Raw genomic sequence first — 20,463 nt, forward strand, 5'->3', positions numbered from 1 at the left:
TAGCGAGTTTTTGAAGTTTTAGGATTTTTTATGGAGTGTAACTTAGTTTTTCAAAATTTTCATTGCATGAGCGTTATTTTTTCATACATCATTTTCACAAAACCTAATAGTTATATACTAAGTGCATCATCTAAAGTTAAAATATTATCTACATATCCACTAAAAAGCTTATTAATCTGCGTACTATAATATATTCCAGAAGTTAAAATATCGTATTTTGATCCAATTTGTGCTATATTTCCATCGAATATAAGACAAGCTCTATCGCAAAACTTACTTGTGAATTCAATATCATGAGTTACAAGTATTATTGTTTTTCCTTTATCTTTCAAATCAAGTATTATACCGCCTAATTTTTCTTTTAAATCTTTATCCAGCCCTCTAGTTGGTTCATCTAGTATTAATATATCAGGATTCATAACAAGTATAGATGCAATAGCTACCCTCTGTCTTTCTCCTCCACTCAAATCTCTAGGATTCTTATCTTTATACTTATAGATATCTAAATCTTTAAGTATTTTATCAACTATCTCATAATCCTTAATATCCTTGTTATCAAGGGTATATTTCAACTCTTCATAAACGGAATCATTAAATAAATAATCATTTGGGTTTTGAGAAAGATATCCAACTACTCCTTCAACATATAATTTACCTTTTGTTGGTTTTAGTAACCCAGATATATTTTTTAGCAATGTAGATTTTCCCCCACCATTTTCTCCAAGTATTCCTAGTATTTCTCCCCTATGTACAGTTAAATCTATTTTTTTCAAAGCATGTTTTCCATTCTCATAAATAAAATCAATATTTTTAGCTCTAATTACATCTTCTTTTTTATTATCATCTACATAAATTTCTTTTTTAGGTAAGTTATTTTTATCAAACAATTTTTTTAATTTTTTTCTTCCCTCTTTTACGGTAAACGGTATGCTTTCATATCCTTTTTTAACAAAGTATTCAGAAACAGATGGCAAGAAATTTTTATTATTTTCATTGCTCCAAAATACAAATTCTTCACGATTTCCATCAAATACTAAGCTTGCATTTTCCATAAATAATATCCTGTCTGCTAAGTGAAAACATCTATCTATTCTTTGCTCAATCAAAATTATTGTGTATCCAATCTCCTCATTTAATCTTTTTAAAATATGTAGTATTTCCTCAGCTGATACAGGATCAAGCTGAGATGTTGGTTCATCCAAGACTAAAAACTTATACCCCATAGAAATAGTTGCTCCTAAAGCAACCTTTTGCTTTTGCCCACCTGATAATTCATAAGTTTTTTTATCTTTTATATAGTATATATTAAGAAAGCTTAATGACTCCATTACTTTTTTTCTCATAGTTTCATAAGGAACCCCTATATTTTCAAGTCCAAAGGCAAGTTCTCTTTCAACCTTATCCATAACTAACTGTTTTTCTGGATCTTGAAAAACCATTCCAACTTTATCAGTTCCTTCTAAATTACCTTTTATTTTTCCACCATAAAAATTTGGAACTATTTTATTGAATACTCTTCCTAAGGTAGATTTACCAGACCCTGATTTTCCAAGAAGTAATATAAATTCTCCCTCTTCTATATCTAAATTAATATCCTTTAGAGCAGGTTCTTCTTTTCTAGGATAGTAATAAGTTAAATCATGTATTTTAAAAGCTTCCACTTTTTACACCCCCAAATCATCAAACTATGAATTAATAATACTAGGTCTATATATATAAGAAACAACATATCTTTATATTTAAAAAACTTTAATTCATTATAAGGATCATAAAATCCCATATATGAAAATAACCCATATGTAAAAACACTAAGTAAAATCAAATTAATAAAATTAAAGTAATAATCTACTCTTTTAATTTCAACTTGAGAATAAGAAGTTCTTGTTCCCATACCATATTTTTTAGAATAAAGAGATTCTGCTCTATCTAAGGATCCTTCAAGTGTTGATATTAAAATTATCTTTAAGAAAGGATAATACATTTTCACCTTTTTAAATATATTTTTCTGATTAAAATCTACTCCTCTTAAAATCATCACATCTCTTACTCTAGTTATTTCCAGTATTAATCTATGAATTATATTAGTAGTCATAGATAGTGTTAATGTTATTTTGTGAGCAAATTTTGAAAAAAAACTGAACGAATCATCTCTATCTATCATAAGACTGTACAGCAAAAATATTAATACTATACAAATAAGCTTAACCCCCATATTAGCTCCAAACACTATAGATTCGAGTGTTATTCTTATTTTACCAATAACGGGTATTCTAGGACTTTTATAGATTATAGTTCTTCCAGACTGCGAAACTAATGGATTAATAATCATAATCCAAATAGTAGTATATAAGCTGTATTTAATTGTTTTTTTAAGCTTGTCTTTTCCATCTAGTAATACTATATTAATAGTCAAAATAATTAATATTGAAAATATGTAAATAGGATTTGAATATACTAAAGTCAAAATAAATAAAGACAATGTATAAAGTACAACAGTAAAAGGATGCATATTTAACATAAAATCACCTAATTCTTTATATTATTTAAGAAAAAACTGCTAGCTAAATACTAGCAGTTTTTTATACATTCATATAATTTTTTATTTCATAATTAATTTATATAATCTATAAAGCATAACAGCAGCTTGTGCTCGTGTTGCTTTTTTATTTGGAGCAAAGGTTTTATCCTCCATTCCATTTATTATCTTTTCTTTTACTGTCAGTGATATACTTTCCTTTGCCCAAGGAGCTATATTTTCTTTATCCTTGAACATATTTAGTTCCTTAATATCAGAATCTTTATATCCTTTACTTTCAAGTACTTTAGCTATTATTTTAGCCATTTCTTGTCTTGTTATATTTCCATTTGGGTCAAATGTATCTTCGCTCTTACCATTTATAAGTTTATTTTGGTATGCAGCATTTATTGAATCGTAATACCATTCACTTTTATTTACATCTTTAAATAAAACCTCCCCATTACTATCTTGATACTTTAACATTCTTGTTACTAAAGCTGCAAATTCCGCTCTAGTTATATTATCATTTGGGCTAAATTTATTATACTCTTTTCCATTTACAATTCCCTTAGATGCCATAATTTCTACTGAATCTTTTGCCCATTTAGTATTTTCTAAGTCAATAAAAGATTTAGTATATTCCTTTGCAAAGTATTTGCTAAAATGATTTGTTATAAACCTTACAGTCTTGGTTTTTTCATTATATAACCCGCCCATAGATTCTAAATCTCCATCATTCTTTATATAAAATACATTAACTTTATCTTTATTTTTTACACTTTTTTCGTAAGGAATAGTTATCTCTATTGGATATTTAAATTTAGTTATATCTTCTCCATCACTTAATTTAAAATCTATCACTATGCTATCATCTGGTACTCTATTTTTCTGCTTTTTAGATAATTCTGAAGCTTTTAATTTTTTAGATGTTAATGTTATGCTTTTTTCTTTATCGAAAGTATTTGGAATTATACTAAATGATGCTATGTCAGAAGTTATATTCATTTTATCAATATCATTTTCTGTTGTTTTTTTGATAAAAACTGCTGGTAGTTTAATTTCTACTTCATTTTTACTTGATTCAAAATATACTGGTATTTTGTTTTCTATTTGTAATGAAGATTTGATTATCTCATCACATATTTTTTCTGATTTTTCTTTGTCTTCAATATCATCTATTATTTTGATTGTTATTCCTATATTCTGTCCTAAAAGCTTATATACCTGTTCTTTTTTATCTTTATCACTTATTTTTTTATATAGTTCTACAGTATTATTAGTTAATTTTGTAGTACTCTCTGCTATATCATTATATCCTTCTTGTGAATTTGTTTTAGAATAAGCTATTTTCATTATTTTTGATATATCTTCTATATCATCAACAAGTTCTTTAGCTTCTTTCTCCGATTCTATACTGTCTATTTTTTTATCTAGTTTTTGACTAACATTTTTTGTAGCTTTTAGCACATCTTCTTCACTTGAGTTTTTGTCTATTATTTTAGAATATGTATCTTTATATTCTTCATTAGATATTGCAGTATCTACATTTTCTATAATTTCATCTACCTCTTTATTAGTATTTCTTGGATCGACTGTATAGTTCTTTGTATAATACCACTCTATTTCTTTACCAAAAATGTTAGTAAAATCTCCAGCTCCAGAAGATATTGTTTTACCTCCAACATTTATCATCCATCCACTTTTAACACCTTTGTCAAACTCACCTAAACCATCTATACTTCTTACATATCCATCACTATCAATACTATACTTTATTCCATTTTGTTCTAATACCTTTTTTAATACAGATAATGCATTATCATTATCTCCTATTGTTACTTTTGTTTTTTTAACTATATATCCGTTAACTCCTTTTATTGATATATATACTGTTTTATCTTTAGGAACTTCTATATTAGTATTTTCTTCATTAGTGTTATTTTCTTCTATATTTTGCTCTTTATCATAACCTTCATTGCTTATTGTTTTATTAGTAAACATAGATCTTTTATTATGTAAATCTGCTACTGCCATAAAGGTTTGTTCTGTTTCTTTCGTATTTTTAAATTTATTTTTTCTATGGTATTTTACTAAAGAATTAACCATATTTTTATCATCTATGCTCCATTTAGTGGATAATGGATTTTCTCCCACAGAAATTAATCCTTGTATAACAGCAGATATGGTACATGCATTTGCATCTTCAATTATATATTTTTTATTTTTTAGTAAAAACGCTTCAGCTTTTTGTATACTTACAGTAGCTCCTTCTACATCTGTATGATTAGAAAGTGCCATAAGACACATTCCAGTTCTATCTATATCTTCAAATTTTCCATCTTGTTGAGAATCAATCAAAGCTTTTACTGCACCCTCTACATTATATTTTGCTTTAGCCATATCTAGTGCAATTATGCTCCAAGCTGTTTGTGTAGATTCTTTCTCTTCATCACTTAAATCAAATTCTCCACTTGGCTTTTGATACTTAATAAGATTTGTTACATATTTACCTTCTTTATATTCATTAGGATTTACTTTACCCGCTATTAATCCAATAATATTATTTGCATAATCAGTTGCAAGACTTAGATTTTCTTTTTCTTTAAACCTTGATTTTATAATAGATGAATCAGATGATTTATTATCACTTGCCCAATAATATCCAATAGCTTGTCTAAATGTAAACTCATCTTTATTTTTATAGTATTTCTTTAATTCATCTAGGGTTTCTTTTATTACTTGTTTATTTGTTTTTTTATTTTCCTCATTATTATCCTGAGTTTTTGAAGTTTTAAATTCAAAATCCTTTTTTTCTTGTCCTGCTAAAACATAACCCTTATATGTTTTATTACTATCTAGTTTAGTTTTAAATTTATACTTTCCATTACTATCAACTTCTACTTGGTCAAAATAAACCTTTTTATTTTCATCATTTATTTGTATAGTAGCAGATTCATTATTATAATTTGTTGTTCCTTGTATTGTTACATCATTTTTATTAGTAGTTACATTAACATTAATTTGTGCAAATGAAGTAACAGTAAGTGATATTATTAATAATATTGATAATAATATGCCATTTATTCTCTTCATGTTCTCTCTATCCTCTCTATTGTATATTTGTCTTTATAGGATTTTTCATAAGAGAAATTCCATTATCTGAGTCATCCCATAAGAATCCTTTTAATGTATACTTTCCTTTATCAGGTATTAAAACTCCACCTATTAGAATAACTTCTTCATTTGCTTTTATTTCTTTGTTAATACAGCTATGGTTAACCATTTTATTATTTTCATCATATAAGCCTACCATTAAAGCTACATTTTTAGATTTATCTTCATTATTTCTTATTCTTAAAGTTATACTAGCTTGTCCTTTATCAATATTAGATTCATCATTTTCCACTACTTCTATTTCTAATTTTCCTTTTTCTTGTACACTATTTTTATTGTTTGTGAAAATTTTCAAGCACACATTCGAGTTAGGTTTGCTACTTGTTAAGTCACTCCATTTAGAACCATCAGAGCTTATAAAACTTTCATTTTCATTTGCGTTTGCCTTACTTGCATATTTTCCACTTGGAGTTTCGATAGCAATTGGATTTTTTTCTTTTTTCGTTGTTAATTTTACGATAACACCAATTTTTTCATTTTTATTTAATTCAACCTCATCTAATGAAATTGTGTGATATCCTGTAGTATTTATTTTTCCTTCTTTTATTTTTTCCTTCTTTTTAAATGAATTTATATTTTCAAAGTTCCTACATATCCATATTTCATAATTAGAATCTTCTTCAGTTGTATAAAATCCTGCACCACTTAAACCTTCATTGTCTTTAACTGTAAAAACATTAGAAAACCACGCCGTTTCATTTGAATATCCATATCTAAGAGTTTGTCCAAGTTCATCATACTGATAAATATTGTCATAATCTTCATCAGAAGCTAAGAAAATAGCATTTTCCTTTTTACCTATATTAAAATCATAATATGATACATAAAAATAACCATTCTCTCCCCAATTGTCTCCTGCACTGTTTTTACATATAAAAGCTCCATCAGCAGAAGCTTTTTCTTTGAAATTATCTTTTGAATAATTATCATCCCATCCTACAATAGCAACAGCATGATTTCCTTTACCTGCACTATTGCAAATATAAGAATTATTGTTTTGATTATAAAAAGATTCATTCCACTCTAAAGCTGTATATACTGCTCCATAATTCATTATTGCTTTTTTTATTTTCTCATTATCATTAAATGTTTTTCTATTTGGTATATATATAACATTTTGAACATGATAATCCGACTTTTTTATTCCTCTATCTACAGGATCTATATCTTTTGAATATGGATCTTTTTGTTCTAGTACAGCTCCTTTCCAACTCGTAAGATAGGCTGTTGCCATATATATGTTTCCTCCATCTTTTGCACCTAAATCAAAACCATGATTAGTTATCATATTATTCTCTGACAAATTATATTCTTTATTTTCTTTAAGTTTAATATTAGATTCAAGAGAAGATAAAGCTGCAAAAGCCCAGCAGCTATTTATCTCTCCTTGATCTTTAACAGGAGTTACACCATTTTTTTCTCTTAAATCATACTTTGTTGGCAAACTATCTGCATATGAAAAGTTACTTAAAAATACTATATTAAAAATTAAGCAGAATACAATGCCTATAATCCTCTTTCTATTGTTTATTCTCATAATGTTCTCCCCTTTAATTTATATCTATAATTTTAGTTGGATTAAATTTATCTATATTTTCTACATTATCCGCTACAAATACTTTTATTTTGTATTTACCATTATCAGGTATTGCAAATTGAGGAGATATAGTTTTTTCTCCATTACCAACTATAGGTTCTATTGCAGAACTATACTTTAATATTTTTCCACTTTCATCTTCTAACTCTATAATGCAGATTAACATACTTTTCTCATCAGAACTATTTGTTATATTAATATTTAACCTAGCTTCTTTTTTACGTTCTATTTTAGTATCATCTACTTTTACTTCAAAATTTGTTTTTTCTATGTCGTTAGTAACCTTAACTTTACAATATGAACCAATATAAGGTGATTCAGGATTTGTACTTTCACCCTGTAGTATATATTCTCCTTCTTTTTCAAATCTTAAAGTTGCATTTCCGTTACTATCTGTTATTACATTTTTTCCATCTAACATATAGCTTTTTTTGTTAACTAATATGTGAGCATTATCTATATTAGATTCTATATAGTTTCCAATATCATTTTTTATATTAGCCTTGTAATTTATAGTAAAACTTTGATTAGGCTTAACAACTATTTTAGTTTTATCAAAATACGAATATTTTTCTTTTTTATAATCTTTAAAGTAAACCATTGTAATACTATCATTATCCTTAATTTCTTTATCAATTAAATTTTTATCTATATACTTATTATTTACAAAATACATCCATCCACTGTTTGGTCCATATTCAAGTTCCTCTATTCCAGCTATATTTATTACTTTTTCTAATTTATTTCCTGCATCAAATTTTTCTTTATTATCACAATCTATTCCATTATCTCTAAGAGCATCAATAAGTACATTCATTGCCGTTGGATACTCTTTTAGCATACAACTTTTATCTCCATACCTACCCACATCAAAGTTATCTACTTCTATTTTAGTTTCAGGCACTATATTAACTAACCCTTCAACTCTTACTTTTACTGTAGCTTTAGTATTTTTTAATACTTCTAAATTTAAAGTATCACTAATATTAGGATTACCTTTAAGTGAAGCCTTTAAATCTACACTACCTACTTTTAATCCCTGTATGTATGTAGATTCATCACTCATTGCTAAATCAACAATATTTTCATCTGAGCTTTTCCATACGATTTCTACACCTTTAACCTCATTTCCTATAGCATCATAAGCTTTAGCTCCCAATAGTATATATCCTTCATCAATATTAGTATTTAATTCTACTTTTTCTTTTTCTCTAATTTTGTTTATACCATGTATCCTTATTTCATTTATTCCTATATTTTTTATACTAATATCTATAGTGTTTTCTATACTTTTACCTTGTATATAAGCTGTTACAGTTACTGTTCCTTCTTTTTTAGCTGTAAGTATTCCATTCTTATCAATACTTGCTTTATCATTAGAAACCTTCCATGCAATATTAGCATCTTCCACTAAATTATATTTATCATCCCATGCATTAACATATAATTTTAATGTTTTTCCTATTAGCATTTTATCGTTCTCTGGTTTCACTATTGAAACATTTGTTACATCTCCTACATCTGTAGTTACCTTATCCTTAGTTTTAAACTTTTCAAACATAGACTCATTTTGATACATATCAGTTAAAGCTGCAAATACATAGTAAGTTGCAGATACCGCTCTACTTCCACCTTCAAAAGTGGAATATCCTGATTTATCTATATCTGTTGGATGTTCATATTTTCTTTTTAATATACTATCTAGCATTGTTTTTTTATTCTTCATCCACTCTTTTGAATAAAGAGGATTTATATTATTAGCTACAAGTGCTTGAACAACTCTCGCTGTAGCAACTGGATTATCTTTTCCCATCTTTGAATCAAATCCAGCATTTTTATTTTGTTTTTCTTTTAATAAATTTATGATATTTCGTATTTGCTCATTAACTCCTTCAATATCCTTATGTTTTGCAAAAGCAGTTAATGCCACAGCTTTTATCTTTACCTCGTCTTGTCCTAATTTTGTTTTAAGTTTAGGATCTTTAAGTAAATTTATTAAAGCTTTTATTGCTTCTTCTTTATCATAATCTGCATTAGCCATATCAAGAGCTATTATACAATAGGATAATCTTTCAATAGAATCAGTATCACTATAACTATTTATTACAAATTGTCCTTTATTATCTCCCTCTTTAACTTGAGATGCTCTTAATATATCAACAGCATTTTTTGATTTACCTTCAATTTCAATATCTCGTGGATTAAGTTTTGCTCCTAAAGATGCTATTATTAATTTTGCATATTGATAGGTATCAATATATTTAGTACTTTTATGTATCCTGCTTTGAATATTACTTTTATCAATACCTGTAGTCATTGCTGCTGGAGATGCTACAAATTCATATTGATTATAGGCCTTGTAATGCTCTTTTAAAAACTCTACTTCTTTTTTTAATTTTTCTTTTAAAACCTCATCAGAAATTCCCGATTTTATGTTTATATTAATTTCATCAAATATTTTTGGATTATTCGCTAAACTTACTTTTATTTTTACTTGTCCTTCACTTAATCCTCTTAAAAGTCCATCGTCTATAGTTGCTTTTTGGGAATCACTACTTTCCCACTGAATATTTTCATTTTTTACTATATTATTATTTTTATCATATATAGTAGCTTCAATTTGAAGTGTATACCCTTCTATTATATTTATAGGTTCTTCATTATTTATTTCTATTCTAGAAGGTTCTCCTGCTTCTACATATTTTATTTCACTATACATTGATTTTTTATTTTCTAAATCAGCAAGAGCACAAAGTGCATATGCAGTAAAATTATGTGTACCAAGTCCTGATGAATAATCAGACTTAAATCCTATTTTACCCCTACACTTTAATAATGCATCAAGTAATGTGATTTCATTTCCGTATTCATCATATTTTACCCATTCTAATGAAAGCGGATCTTCTTTAAGTGAAATAATACCTTGAATAAGAAGAGATGTACTCTCACAATCTCCAACCAAAGCATTCTTACCTTGCTTTTCCTTTAGATAGTTTTTTATGCCAGCAATTGCATTTGAAGTACTATTTATATCTTGATGATTTGCAAGTGCAATAAGCACCCACTCTGTAGCTTCTAAATCTTCCTTGTATTCTGAATCTATTGTTTTTGTAGCATATATTTTATTTGAATCTTTTTTTAGTTTATTTACTAAAGCATTAATAGCATTTGCTTTATTATATTTTTCCTTTGCCATATCCAATGCTATAATAGCTTTTGCCACATATTCAATATTTGAATCATTATAAAATTCAGGTTGTATTTTAGTTATTTTATCAATATAATTTTGCTCTCTATAGTTTCTTGGATTTTCGCAAGCCGCTATAAGGTTAATTATATTTCTTTCATCATTATGCAAATTAGCCATATTATAAATATTCAATTTTGATGAAATATGACCTACATTCACATTGGTGCTTCTAAGAGCCATTGAATCAATAAAATCATACGAATCTTTTGTTTTTAAATATTTTTTAGCAAAATTTATTGCTTCACTTATTCTTGCTTCTCTTGTTTTAGATTTTGTAATTTCTAAATTAGTGGTAGATTGTATTAGATTATCTCCATTTTCGATAAACCCTTTTATTGTAATTGTTCCTTCTTTTAAGGCTGTTAATATACCATTTTCATCAATAGTTGCATATCCTTTAGGTTGAATATCCCACTTAATAGATGCGTTTTGAATAATTGCTTCCTCTGAATCAAACACCTCTGTATTGATTTTTATTTTTTTATTAGTTTTTATAGAGATAATATTTTTATCTACCGTAACTTCTATACGATTTGGAATTTTAGAGATCACTTTTATATTAATAGTGCTTTTTACATCTTTAAAATTCTTCAACGTAGCTGTAATAACAACTGTTCCTTCACTAATCCCAATAACTTCTCCTGTTTTTTCATTTATCTTTGCAATAGATGGTTGATCTACAGACCAAATAAACTCTTGTAAATCTACAACTTCCCCCTCTTGGTCAAGGGCTTTTGCTGTTAATGATAATGTGTCCCCAATTTTTAATTGTTTTTGCTTTGCATCTATTGTTACATTTTTAGGCTTTCCTGTATTCAATTTTATTTCCTTATACATTGATTTTCCAGTTTGTATATCTGTTAGAGCTGCAAAAGCAAAAGCTGTTGCTTCTTCTTTATCTAAATTCCAGCCACCTTCTTTGAATCCATTCTCTTCCTTTAATTTTAAAAGTTCATCTAGTATAGTTATCTTATTACCAGATATATCTGTTTTTGCATATTCTTCAGATAATGGATTTTCTCCTATTGAGATTATTGCTTGAATAGTTTCTGAAATATCTTTACAGTTTGTATCCTCATCCCAATCATTATGTTGTTCTTTTATATATACCTTAGCTTTATTAATAATCTCCTCTACTCCATCTTCCTCAGTATGATTAGAAAGAGCAGTAACAGCTAAAGTAGTTTTTTCTAAATCAGGTCTATATCCTCCTACATATGCCTTGTCTCCATCTGTTTTGAATTTATCTTTTAAAGCAGTTACTGCATTACCTGTATTATACTTAGTACCTGCCATATCTAGTGCAATAATAGAATAAGCAATATTATCAGCTTGCTTGCAATAATATGGTGCTGATGTATTAAAATATCCTTCTTCTGTTTGTGATCCTACTAAAAAGCTTACATAGTCATTTTCCTTATAAGATTTAGGATCTATCCCTGATGCAATAAGCCCTATAATTGCTTTTGCATATTGATCTGAATCCTTCCCAGAATAACCTTTTTTAAAGTTTACATCTGGTAGTTTTAATTTATTCTGTATGATATTTGAGTTTATTCCAGCTATATTTAAGCTCATAGCCTCAAGATAATCATATTCTAAATCTGCTTCATAATATTTTTTTAATTCCTTTATAACAGTTTGAGCTTTTTCTTTATCTGTTTGCTTAGGAATTACTTTTAAATTAAATGTTTTTGATACTTCAAAGTCTTTCATTTTACTAGTAATGGTAATATCTGTAGCTTTATTAACTTCTTTTGCTATAATAAGTCCAGATTCATCCACAGTAGCTATATTATTATCAGAACTTGTCCATTGTATTGGCGTATTTTTCATCCAAGTATCATCCGATTCATAAGCTCTTGCTTCAAGTTTTAGCTTACAGTCTGATTCTATTGTAGCTTTTTCTAACTCCTTATTATCAGAGAATATTTTAATTTTACTTGGCTTTATTGCAATAATTTTTATAATTATTTCTTTTTTTACATATGTCTTACTCTTTGATGTTGCTGTAATTGTAATTGTTTTATCTTCTGATACATCTTTAGCTGTTATAGTTCCATTTTCATCTATAGTAGCTACATTTCTATCCGAACTTGTCCAAACTACTTCTTCCTCTTTTATTTCCTCTGAATCTTCTTCACAAACTTTTTTAGAAAGCTTTAGAGTGTTTCCTTCTTTTAATTCTTTTTTAGCTCCATATGGAAGTTTAATCTCTATTGTATGTGGTATTCTTGCTTTCACAGTTATATTTTTTATAGCTTTAATGTCTGTATTTTTTATTTTAGCGGTTACCTTAATAATTTTATTCCCATCTACATCTTTAGCTGTAAGCAATCCATTTTTATCTAATACTGCAATATTTTCATCGCAACTTGTCCACTCTATTTCTTGTCCTACAACTACTTTGTTATCTTTATCTAATACCTTTACACTTAATTTTATTTGCTGTCCTTCTTTAACAAAATCTTCGTCACTTTTAATTTGTATGCTATTTGCTATTGTTCCAAGCTCAACCTTGATTTCATTGTACATAGATTTATTCTTTACTAAATCAGTAAGAGCTGCAAATCCTGCCGCTGTTGAATTCTCATTCAAGTAATAAGCTGATGTTGTTTCTTTAAATCCATTATCTTTTCTAAATGATTTTAAAGCATCAAATACCGTTTTATTGTTTTTAATCCAATCTCCACTTAGTGGATCTTGTCCAGCAGCTATTAAAGCCTGTACTGCTAATCCAGTAGCCTTACAGCTTTCATTAGTTCTATAATTTTTAGTAAACTTAAATGATGCATTATCACTTTGCTCAGACTTCATAGCTTCTATGCAAGCATTTACTAATTCCTGCACTCCATCTATATCTTTATGCTTACACATAGCAATTATGGCAAGAGAGGTGTTTTCTATACTTATTCCTCTACCATCAGAATATTTAAAGTATTTCTTATTTCCACCTGAATTTATTGCTTTTCCTTGTAATTGAATTATTGCTTTTTCTACATTATATTCTGCTCCAGCCATATCAAGAGCAATAATTGGTAATATAATATTTTCACAACCTGTATAATTTCTTCCAATCTTAAAATATCCAGATTCGTCTTGAGACTCTTTTAGTTCTTCTACATAATCGTGTCCCTTATAATCTCTTGAATCTAATCCTGCTGAAATTAACGCAATAATATTTTTAGCATAATCTTGTGCCTCTAATAAAGTTGTCTTTACTTCTATTTTTTTCTTTATAATCTCTTGATCTACTCCTGAATGATTTAGTGCTAAACCTTCAAGATAGTTATAAGGTGATTTATCATCATAATAAGTCTTCACTTTATCTAATTCTTCTTTTATAACACCAGTCATTGATATAACTTCTATATTTAAGGTAGCTTGAACTTCTTCACATTTTGCTTTTACCACTGAATTTCCAACTGCAATTCCTTCAATAATATTATTATCGAGGGATATATTCTCAGATCCCTCTGATACTTCCCAAATAATATTTGCATCTTTTATTATTTCATCATCTTGGTCAAGTACCTTTGCTGTGATATTTATTGTCTCATCTTTTTTTATAGATGTTTTTGCTTTAACCTCTTTATTATTTGAATATAATTTTATTTTTGTTGGTTTTCTTTTAACTACTTTTATATCAATAGTTTCATTAATCGAACTATTTTCAAGCTCTGCTGTTATAGTTACATCCCCACTTTTTATTGCTGTTACTAACCCATTTTTGACAGTTGCAATAGTTTCATTAGAACTTGTCCAATTAATCTTTTGTCCTGGTACTATTCTATTTTGATTATCTACAACCTTATAATTAATATTTAATGTTCTTTTCTCTAAAATTTCATTTTTATCAACATTGAGTATTATATTTGAAGGAGTATCTCCAACTTCAGCTTTCAATGTATGATACATAGATTTCCCTTTTTTTAAATCAGAAAGTGCTGCAAATGCTGCTTGCGTAGAATCTTCATCAGTATAATTTCCCCATGACGATTTTTTAAAGGTTCCATTATCCAGTTTATATTTCATCATTGCATCAAGTATTGTTTTTTCGTTTTTAGTATAATCTTTTGATACAGGATATTCTCCAACTGAAATAAGAGCTTGTATAATTTCTCCTAAAACTTTGGCATTAGCTGAATAACCAAACCCTCCATCGTCTTTTTGCTCTGATTTTATGTAATTGATACACTTATCTATTAAGTCTTCTACTCCATCTATATCCTTATGATTTGAAAGAGCAATCATAGCTATAGCTGTTTTTTCTATATCAGCTTTATTATATTTAGTTATATAGGCTTTATCTCCATCTGTTTCAAATTTACTTTTCAAAAAATTTATTGTTTTTTCTTCATCATAATCTGCACTAGCCATATCAAGTGCCATAATACAATAAGACGTACAACTATAAAATTCTCCTGTATCTTTTTGAAGTTTTAAAAGAGCTTCTACATAATTTAAATTTTCTCCTATATATTCAAAATTTCTAGGGTCTTGACCTGATGCAACTGCACTCATTATTCCTTTATAACAGTTATATAATCCTTTTGAGCTATATTTTCTCAGTTTATTTGATATTAGTGTTAAATCGCTATTCAAGTTATTGCTAGAATGATTATATGACATGGCTCCTATATAATCTAATTGGCTTTCATCTGAATAATATTTTCTTAACTTATCTAATGTTTCTTCAACGTCATCTTGCAAATTACTCCCATCTACTTCTTCTTTAACTTCTTTATCCTTACTTACTTCCTCTTTAACTTCCTTATCCTTGCTTACCTCTTCTTCAACTTCCTTATCCTTACTTACTTCTTCTTCAACTTCCTTATCCTTGCTTACCTCTTCTTTAATTTCTTTATCCTTACTTACTTCCTCTTTAACTTCTTTATCCTTACTTACTTCCTCTTTAACTTCTTTTTCTTTAACTTCTTCCTTTGCACTACTTTGTATTTCCTTTGCATAAGAATAAAAAATACTATTAGGAATACATATAATATAATTAAAAAGCAAACCCAGTATCAAAAAAATACTAATCACTCGATTTTTCAATTTAATTCCCCCTTCTTAATTTTATGTTATATTATTTTACTAATTTATATATGATTTCAGCGCACTGTGCTCTTGTAGCATTTTTATTTGCACTAAAGTTTTTATAAAGTAAATTACTATCCTTAGCTACCTTTACATATCCATCATACCAATTCTTTCCCTTAATACCTTTTGCCTTACTTTCAAGCCCTTTAGCTCTAACAATAATTGCTGCTACTTGTGCTCCTGTTATATTGTTTTCTGGTGCAAATTTCTTATTTCCAACTCCATTTATATATCCTTTTTTAACCGCAACATTAACAACTTTATTTGACCAGTGATGTTTAAGATCTGTAAATTCATTAGTTGGTGATGTAGCTTGACTTTGAAGATTTTTTCCATAAACTAAAAACTTAGTGAATTCTCCTCTTTTCACACTATTATTAGGCTTAAAGGTTGTATCAGAATAACCTAATACAACTCCTTTGTTTACTAAGTACATTATTTCTTTATATGCATAATCACTTTGTTTTAGATCTTTAAATTTAACTACAGGTTTATTTAAGTTATGTAATTTTGTGAAAACTGAAATTTTGTTATTGTAATCACTAAAAGCTAAAAGTCCATGATATGTTGCCATATAGTTTCCTTTTTTAGCTAATTTCAAATGCTTAAATGATTCATCTTTTAATTTGTATTCTGAAAGCTTATCAATATATTTTTTATCTACACCAAGACCCAATTTGGTTCTTGCAAGTATATACCAAGATATGCTCTCACAGCTTTCTCTTTTATCAATGTTCTTTTCTACAAAGGATAACGCATTTTTAACTTCACTTGAATTTGAATTAAGTCCAAGTATGCTGTAGGCAACTATTCCCATAGAAGTCATATCTAAATCTGAGTTTTTATCTCCTATATATATACCAAATCCACCGTCACTATTTTGAATAGATTTAAGATAACTTAGTGCTTTATTTTTATCATAATTTTCATTACCTGCTGTATATAAAGATATAACTGCCCATATATGAGAATTCACCAATTCTTCACCAGTTCCATCTATATAATCTGCAAATTTACCATTACTTCTCTGAGCTTCTATTATTTTATTACTAACTGATGAAATATCTTTTTTAAGACATGCTGCCCCTAAAATATATGCTTCATAATCAGTTGTAATTTTTGAATTGACAGAAGCTAAGCTCTTATTTGATACATCTTTTCCATTAGAATAAAGTGCTAAAATCCCCCACTCGTCTAGTTTTTGCTTTTCTAAATGTTTTGCAGTAGAACTTAAATCCAGTGCAAATGCAAAATTAGTAAAAACCATTAAAATTGCAATAGTTAAAGATAATACTTTTTTCATAATTTCCCCTCCTAAATTCTAAAGTCAAACCTATTTCTTAATCGGAATATTTAATATTTCACTACCACTTACTAATACAGAGATTTTGCCTTTGATTTTCTCTGAATTTTCATAAAGTAGTTTTGCTGCTTTTTTAATGCTAACTTCATCATTACCTGTTATGATCCATAAATTAGAATAATATCCATATCCCTTAGGCATAGATGTAATTACAGCTCCTTTTTGATATTCCTTTGAAGTTTTTTTATTGTAATCTAAAGCCTTTATAATATCACTATCTATACTAAAAAATAGACCATTTATTTCTTTATTATAGATATCATTTATATATTTTATATTTGAAACCTCATCCCAACTTCCAATAATTATAGTATTTATTTCTTCATTTTCTATATCTTTATCATCAAGCTTTCTTTGGTCTAGTTCTTTTAATCCTTTTGACTTTAAAAACTTAAATACATTTTCGCTCTCTTCTTTAAATTCTTCCGAATATCTTATTTCTAATTTTAAAACACTTCCTTCAACCCCTTTTGTGAAGTTATTAGGATAAGCACCTATTATACTTGATATATAGTTTTCACTACTCCAATCATGATAGTCCCATATAATAGTATCTCCTGAGCTTAAATAATAATCATCGGATCCAACTTGTGCTAGATTTCCATTTATATAATAAAACCAATCTAATTTCTTTTTATCTTTTGAATCTGTAAATCCTGATTTAAGTCCATTTATAGAATTTACAAATCCTCCCCCATATGCCTTTTCTATTTCTAGATGTTCCTCCATAATCTCCATAACGCTTGTATCTTTTACAAAATCCAATTGTTCATTATATATTTGTTCATTTGCAAAATTTTTAGATACAATTAAATTTACTTTTTCATTTTGTGAAATACTCGTACCACCGCAACCTATTAATGAAAAAGTTAATATTATAGATATGAAAAATATAAATATTCTTTTCATAATATACCTCCTAATATAATAATAACCCTATCTAAAAAGATAGGGTTAAAGTATATATGCATAACAAATAAACATGCTTGAATTACATGTTAATTAGGCATATATCTTCAACCCCATTTAAGTCGTAAGGTAATTGAAGAATGTCAGGTTAGATATTCTGGCTTGTGGATCATCTTACAGCTACGCCTTCCCAGATTAAAAATCTAGTGGCAAATTGTAGCCTTCATCCCCACTTACAGTTGGAGTTACAGCAAAGGACTTTCACCTTTTTCCCTAAATCAAGACATTATTGTTTAATTTCTACTTTATTGTAACATTATTTCATACTATTTGCTAATAAATCGTTCGACTCTTAAAAAAAAATTTCGACATACAAAAATTCATCTACTCGCTAACGCGGTGACTCATGTCGCAAACAATCCCTACGGGCTTCGTTGCTCAAAAATAGTTTCAAGTACAGTCTTTTCATCAATATTATCCACAGATTCAAAATCATATAATTTCCTTAAGCATAAAAAAATAAGAAGCTCTTCTATAAGCTCCTTATCTAACATACTTTAAGTCTTTACTTGTTTTAAAAATTCTATTGTTCTTTCATTCTTTGGATTATTAAAAATCTCATTTGGTGAACCTTGCTCAACAATGTTTCCCCCATCCATAAATATAACTCGGTCTGCTACTTCTTTTGCAAATCTCATTTCATGGGTAACAATAATCATTGTAGTATGATTTTTTGCCAATTCTCTTATTACATCTAAAACTTCTCCTACAAGTTCAGGATCTAATGCAGATGTTGGTTCATCAAATAACATAATTTTAGGACTTACAGCCATTGCCCTACCAATCCCAATTCTTTGCTGCTGTCCTCCTGATAATTTTGAAGGATAAATATCTTTTTTATCTAGTAGTCCTATTTTTTCTAATATATCTAATGCTATCTTTTCTGCTTTCTCATAGTCCATCTTTTTTACTACAACCAACGGCTCAAGAATATTTTGTATTGCTGTTTTATTTTTAAAAAGATTATAATTTTGGAATACCATAGAGGTCACTTTTCGTAATCTATGTATTTGTTCCTTTGTTACATTTTTTGTATTTATCTTTAAATCTTCAATTTCAATTTCTCCTTTATCAGGAACCTCTAAATAATTTATACATCTAAGCAGGGTAGATTTTCCTGTACCTGAAGGACCAATTACTGCAACTACTTCACCTTTTTCAATTTCTAAATTAATTCCTCTTAGAACTTCTAATTTGGTAAAGCTTTTATGTAAATTCTTTATTTTTATCATACGAACACACCCTAATATCCTTCACTCATCTTAACCTCTAATTTCTTTTGTAAGTATCCCAGCAATGATATAATTCCCCAATATATAATAATCACATCTGTGAAAGCTTCAAAAAATCTATATGCTGCAGCTCCTTCCATTTGAGCTGTAGCCATTATTTCTGTTACTCCTAACGTAAATGCAAGTGATGATCCTTTTATAATATCAATAAAATTATTAGACAAAGCTGGTATAGCCACTCTTGCAGCTTGTGGTAAAACAACCCTTCTCATAGCCTGAAGATACGTCATTCCTATAGATAAAGCCCCTTCCATTTGTCCTTTATCTACAGATGATATTGCTCCTCTAATAGTTTCAGACATATAAGCTGAAGCATTCAAGCTTAATCCGATAACTGCTGCTGTAAAAGCATCCATTCCTTTTAAACTTGGGATTATCTGAACCAACCCAAAATATAAGAAAAACAGTTGTGCTATGAGTGGAGTTCCTCTAAAAAAAGAAACATATATTTTTGTAATAGGATATATAATTTTTATTTTAGTTTGAATAATCAATGCAACTATAATTGCAATCATCAGTCCAAACACTAAAGATAATACAGACATGATAATTGTCACATGTAAATATTTTAGCATTAATGGAAGTAGATTCCATGCAAAATCAAAACTAAAAACTTCCATATTTTTACCACCAATCAATTGATAAATTATTATTTTTTTGTTGTATCTAAATCAAACCACTTTTTAGATAATTCGCTTAGTGTTCCATCTTCATGCATCTCTTTAATGACTTTGCTAACATTATCTGACATTTCTTTGCCCTCTTCACTTTTTGAAAATGGATATGCATTAATTTCTGACCCAATTTCTGTATTTGCTCCCATTAGTTTCGCATCTAAATTTCCTTGTTTGATAACTGTTTGAGATTTGATTGCTCCTTGCCAGCATGCATCAAGTCTTCCAATTTCTACTTCCTTTTCTAAAGGTGTTCCATCATAAAATGACATATCTAAATCAAGTTTATACTCTTCATTTAATGCTCTTAATGTTTTTTCTCCATTTCCACCTAGCCAAGCTCCAACTTTTTTACCTTTAAGATCTTCTATTTTTTTATAATTAATCTATTGTGCTAGTTGAAATCAATTTACTTAATATGGTAAATTGATTTCAACAAAAAAATATCCTCTTAACTTCAAACGTATGGTTATATTATCCAAATGCTAAAGACTTAATTCTTGATATATCTTCATCTTTTCCA

Annotated in this window: 11 protein-coding genes and 1 riboswitch; all 11 genes read right to left on the bottom strand. The window is 27.9% G+C overall.

Going from position 1 to position 20,463, the window contains the following annotated elements:
• Window positions 1-110: 110 nt before the first annotated feature.
• Window positions 111-1,661: an ABC transporter ATP-binding protein gene (locus N4A48_RS01090; protein ID WP_293663829.1), complete on the bottom strand. Its 1,551-nt coding sequence runs from the start codon at window positions 1,659-1,661 to the stop codon at window positions 111-113.
• Window positions 1,634-2,413, bottom strand: coding sequence for an energy-coupling factor transporter transmembrane component T (locus N4A48_RS01095; RefSeq protein WP_293663830.1), 780 nt, complete (start codon window positions 2,411-2,413; stop codon window positions 1,634-1,636). Before N4A48_RS01095 ends, N4A48_RS01090 begins: the two co-directional genes overlap by 28 nt.
• Window positions 2,414-2,599: 186 nt before the next feature.
• Complete coding sequence (locus N4A48_RS01100) at window positions 2,600-5,611, bottom strand: S-layer homology domain-containing protein (protein WP_293663831.1); 3,012 nt, start codon at window positions 5,609-5,611, stop codon at window positions 2,600-2,602.
• A gap of 16 nt (window positions 5,612-5,627) precedes the next feature.
• Window positions 5,628-7,229, bottom strand: coding sequence for a lectin like domain-containing protein (locus N4A48_RS01105; protein ID WP_293663832.1), 1,602 nt, complete (start codon window positions 7,227-7,229; stop codon window positions 5,628-5,630).
• Window positions 7,230-7,242: 13 nt separating this feature from the next.
• Complete coding sequence (locus N4A48_RS01110) at window positions 7,243-15,597, bottom strand: Ig-like domain-containing protein (RefSeq protein WP_293663833.1); 8,355 nt, start codon at window positions 15,595-15,597, stop codon at window positions 7,243-7,245.
• Window positions 15,598-15,628: 31 nt separating this feature from the next.
• The gene (locus N4A48_RS01115) at window positions 15,629-16,945 is read right to left on the bottom strand and encodes an S-layer homology domain-containing protein (protein ID WP_293663834.1); all 1,317 of its coding nucleotides are present in this window, start codon (window positions 16,943-16,945) and stop codon (window positions 15,629-15,631) included.
• 30 nt (window positions 16,946-16,975) lie between these two features.
• Window positions 16,976-17,914 carry a DUF4430 domain-containing protein gene (locus N4A48_RS01120; protein ID WP_293663835.1) on the bottom strand — a complete coding sequence of 313 codons (939 nt, stop codon included), beginning with the start codon at window positions 17,912-17,914 and terminating at the stop codon, window positions 16,976-16,978.
• 130 nt (window positions 17,915-18,044) lie between these two features.
• Window positions 18,045-18,212, bottom strand: a riboswitch (cobalamin riboswitch).
• 124 nt (window positions 18,213-18,336) lie between these two features.
• Entirely contained in the window at window positions 18,337-18,468 is a 132-nt protein-coding gene (locus N4A48_RS01125) for a hypothetical protein (protein ID WP_293663836.1), read from the bottom strand.
• Window positions 18,469-18,471: 3 nt separating this feature from the next.
• Complete coding sequence (locus N4A48_RS01130) at window positions 18,472-19,206, bottom strand: amino acid ABC transporter ATP-binding protein (RefSeq protein WP_293663837.1); 735 nt, start codon at window positions 19,204-19,206, stop codon at window positions 18,472-18,474.
• A gap of 11 nt (window positions 19,207-19,217) precedes the next feature.
• Window positions 19,218-19,886 carry an amino acid ABC transporter permease gene (locus N4A48_RS01135; RefSeq protein ID WP_293663838.1) on the bottom strand — a complete coding sequence of 223 codons (669 nt, stop codon included), beginning with the start codon at window positions 19,884-19,886 and terminating at the stop codon, window positions 19,218-19,220.
• A 29-nt stretch (window positions 19,887-19,915) separates the two neighbouring features.
• Complete coding sequence (locus tag N4A48_RS01140) at window positions 19,916-20,326, bottom strand: ABC transporter substrate-binding protein (protein WP_330665021.1); 411 nt, start codon at window positions 20,324-20,326, stop codon at window positions 19,916-19,918.
• Between the last annotated feature and the right edge of the window lie 137 nt (window positions 20,327-20,463).

Origin of the sequence: Tepidibacter sp., from assembly GCF_025210165.1 — a bacterium.
Classification (GTDB): domain Bacteria; phylum Bacillota; class Clostridia; order Peptostreptococcales; family Peptostreptococcaceae; genus Tepidibacter_A.

Coding starts and splice junctions, on each gene's coding strand:
- N4A48_RS01100 (WP_293663831.1), bottom strand. CDS start 5,611: ATGAAGAGAATAAATGGCATATTATTATCAATATTATTAATAATATCA.
- N4A48_RS01105 (WP_293663832.1), bottom strand. CDS start 7,229: ATGAGAATAAACAATAGAAAGAGGATTATAGGCATTGTATTCTGCTTA.
- N4A48_RS01115 (WP_293663834.1), bottom strand. CDS start 16,945: ATGAAAAAAGTATTATCTTTAACTATTGCAATTTTAATGGTTTTTACT.
- N4A48_RS01120 (WP_293663835.1), bottom strand. CDS start 17,914: ATGAAAAGAATATTTATATTTTTCATATCTATAATATTAACTTTTTCA.
- N4A48_RS01125 (WP_293663836.1), bottom strand. CDS start 18,468: ATGTTAGATAAGGAGCTTATAGAAGAGCTTCTTATTTTTTTATGCTTA.
- N4A48_RS01130 (WP_293663837.1), bottom strand. CDS start 19,206: ATGATAAAAATAAAGAATTTACATAAAAGCTTTACCAAATTAGAAGTT.
- N4A48_RS01135 (WP_293663838.1), bottom strand. CDS start 19,886: ATGGAAGTTTTTAGTTTTGATTTTGCATGGAATCTACTTCCATTAATG.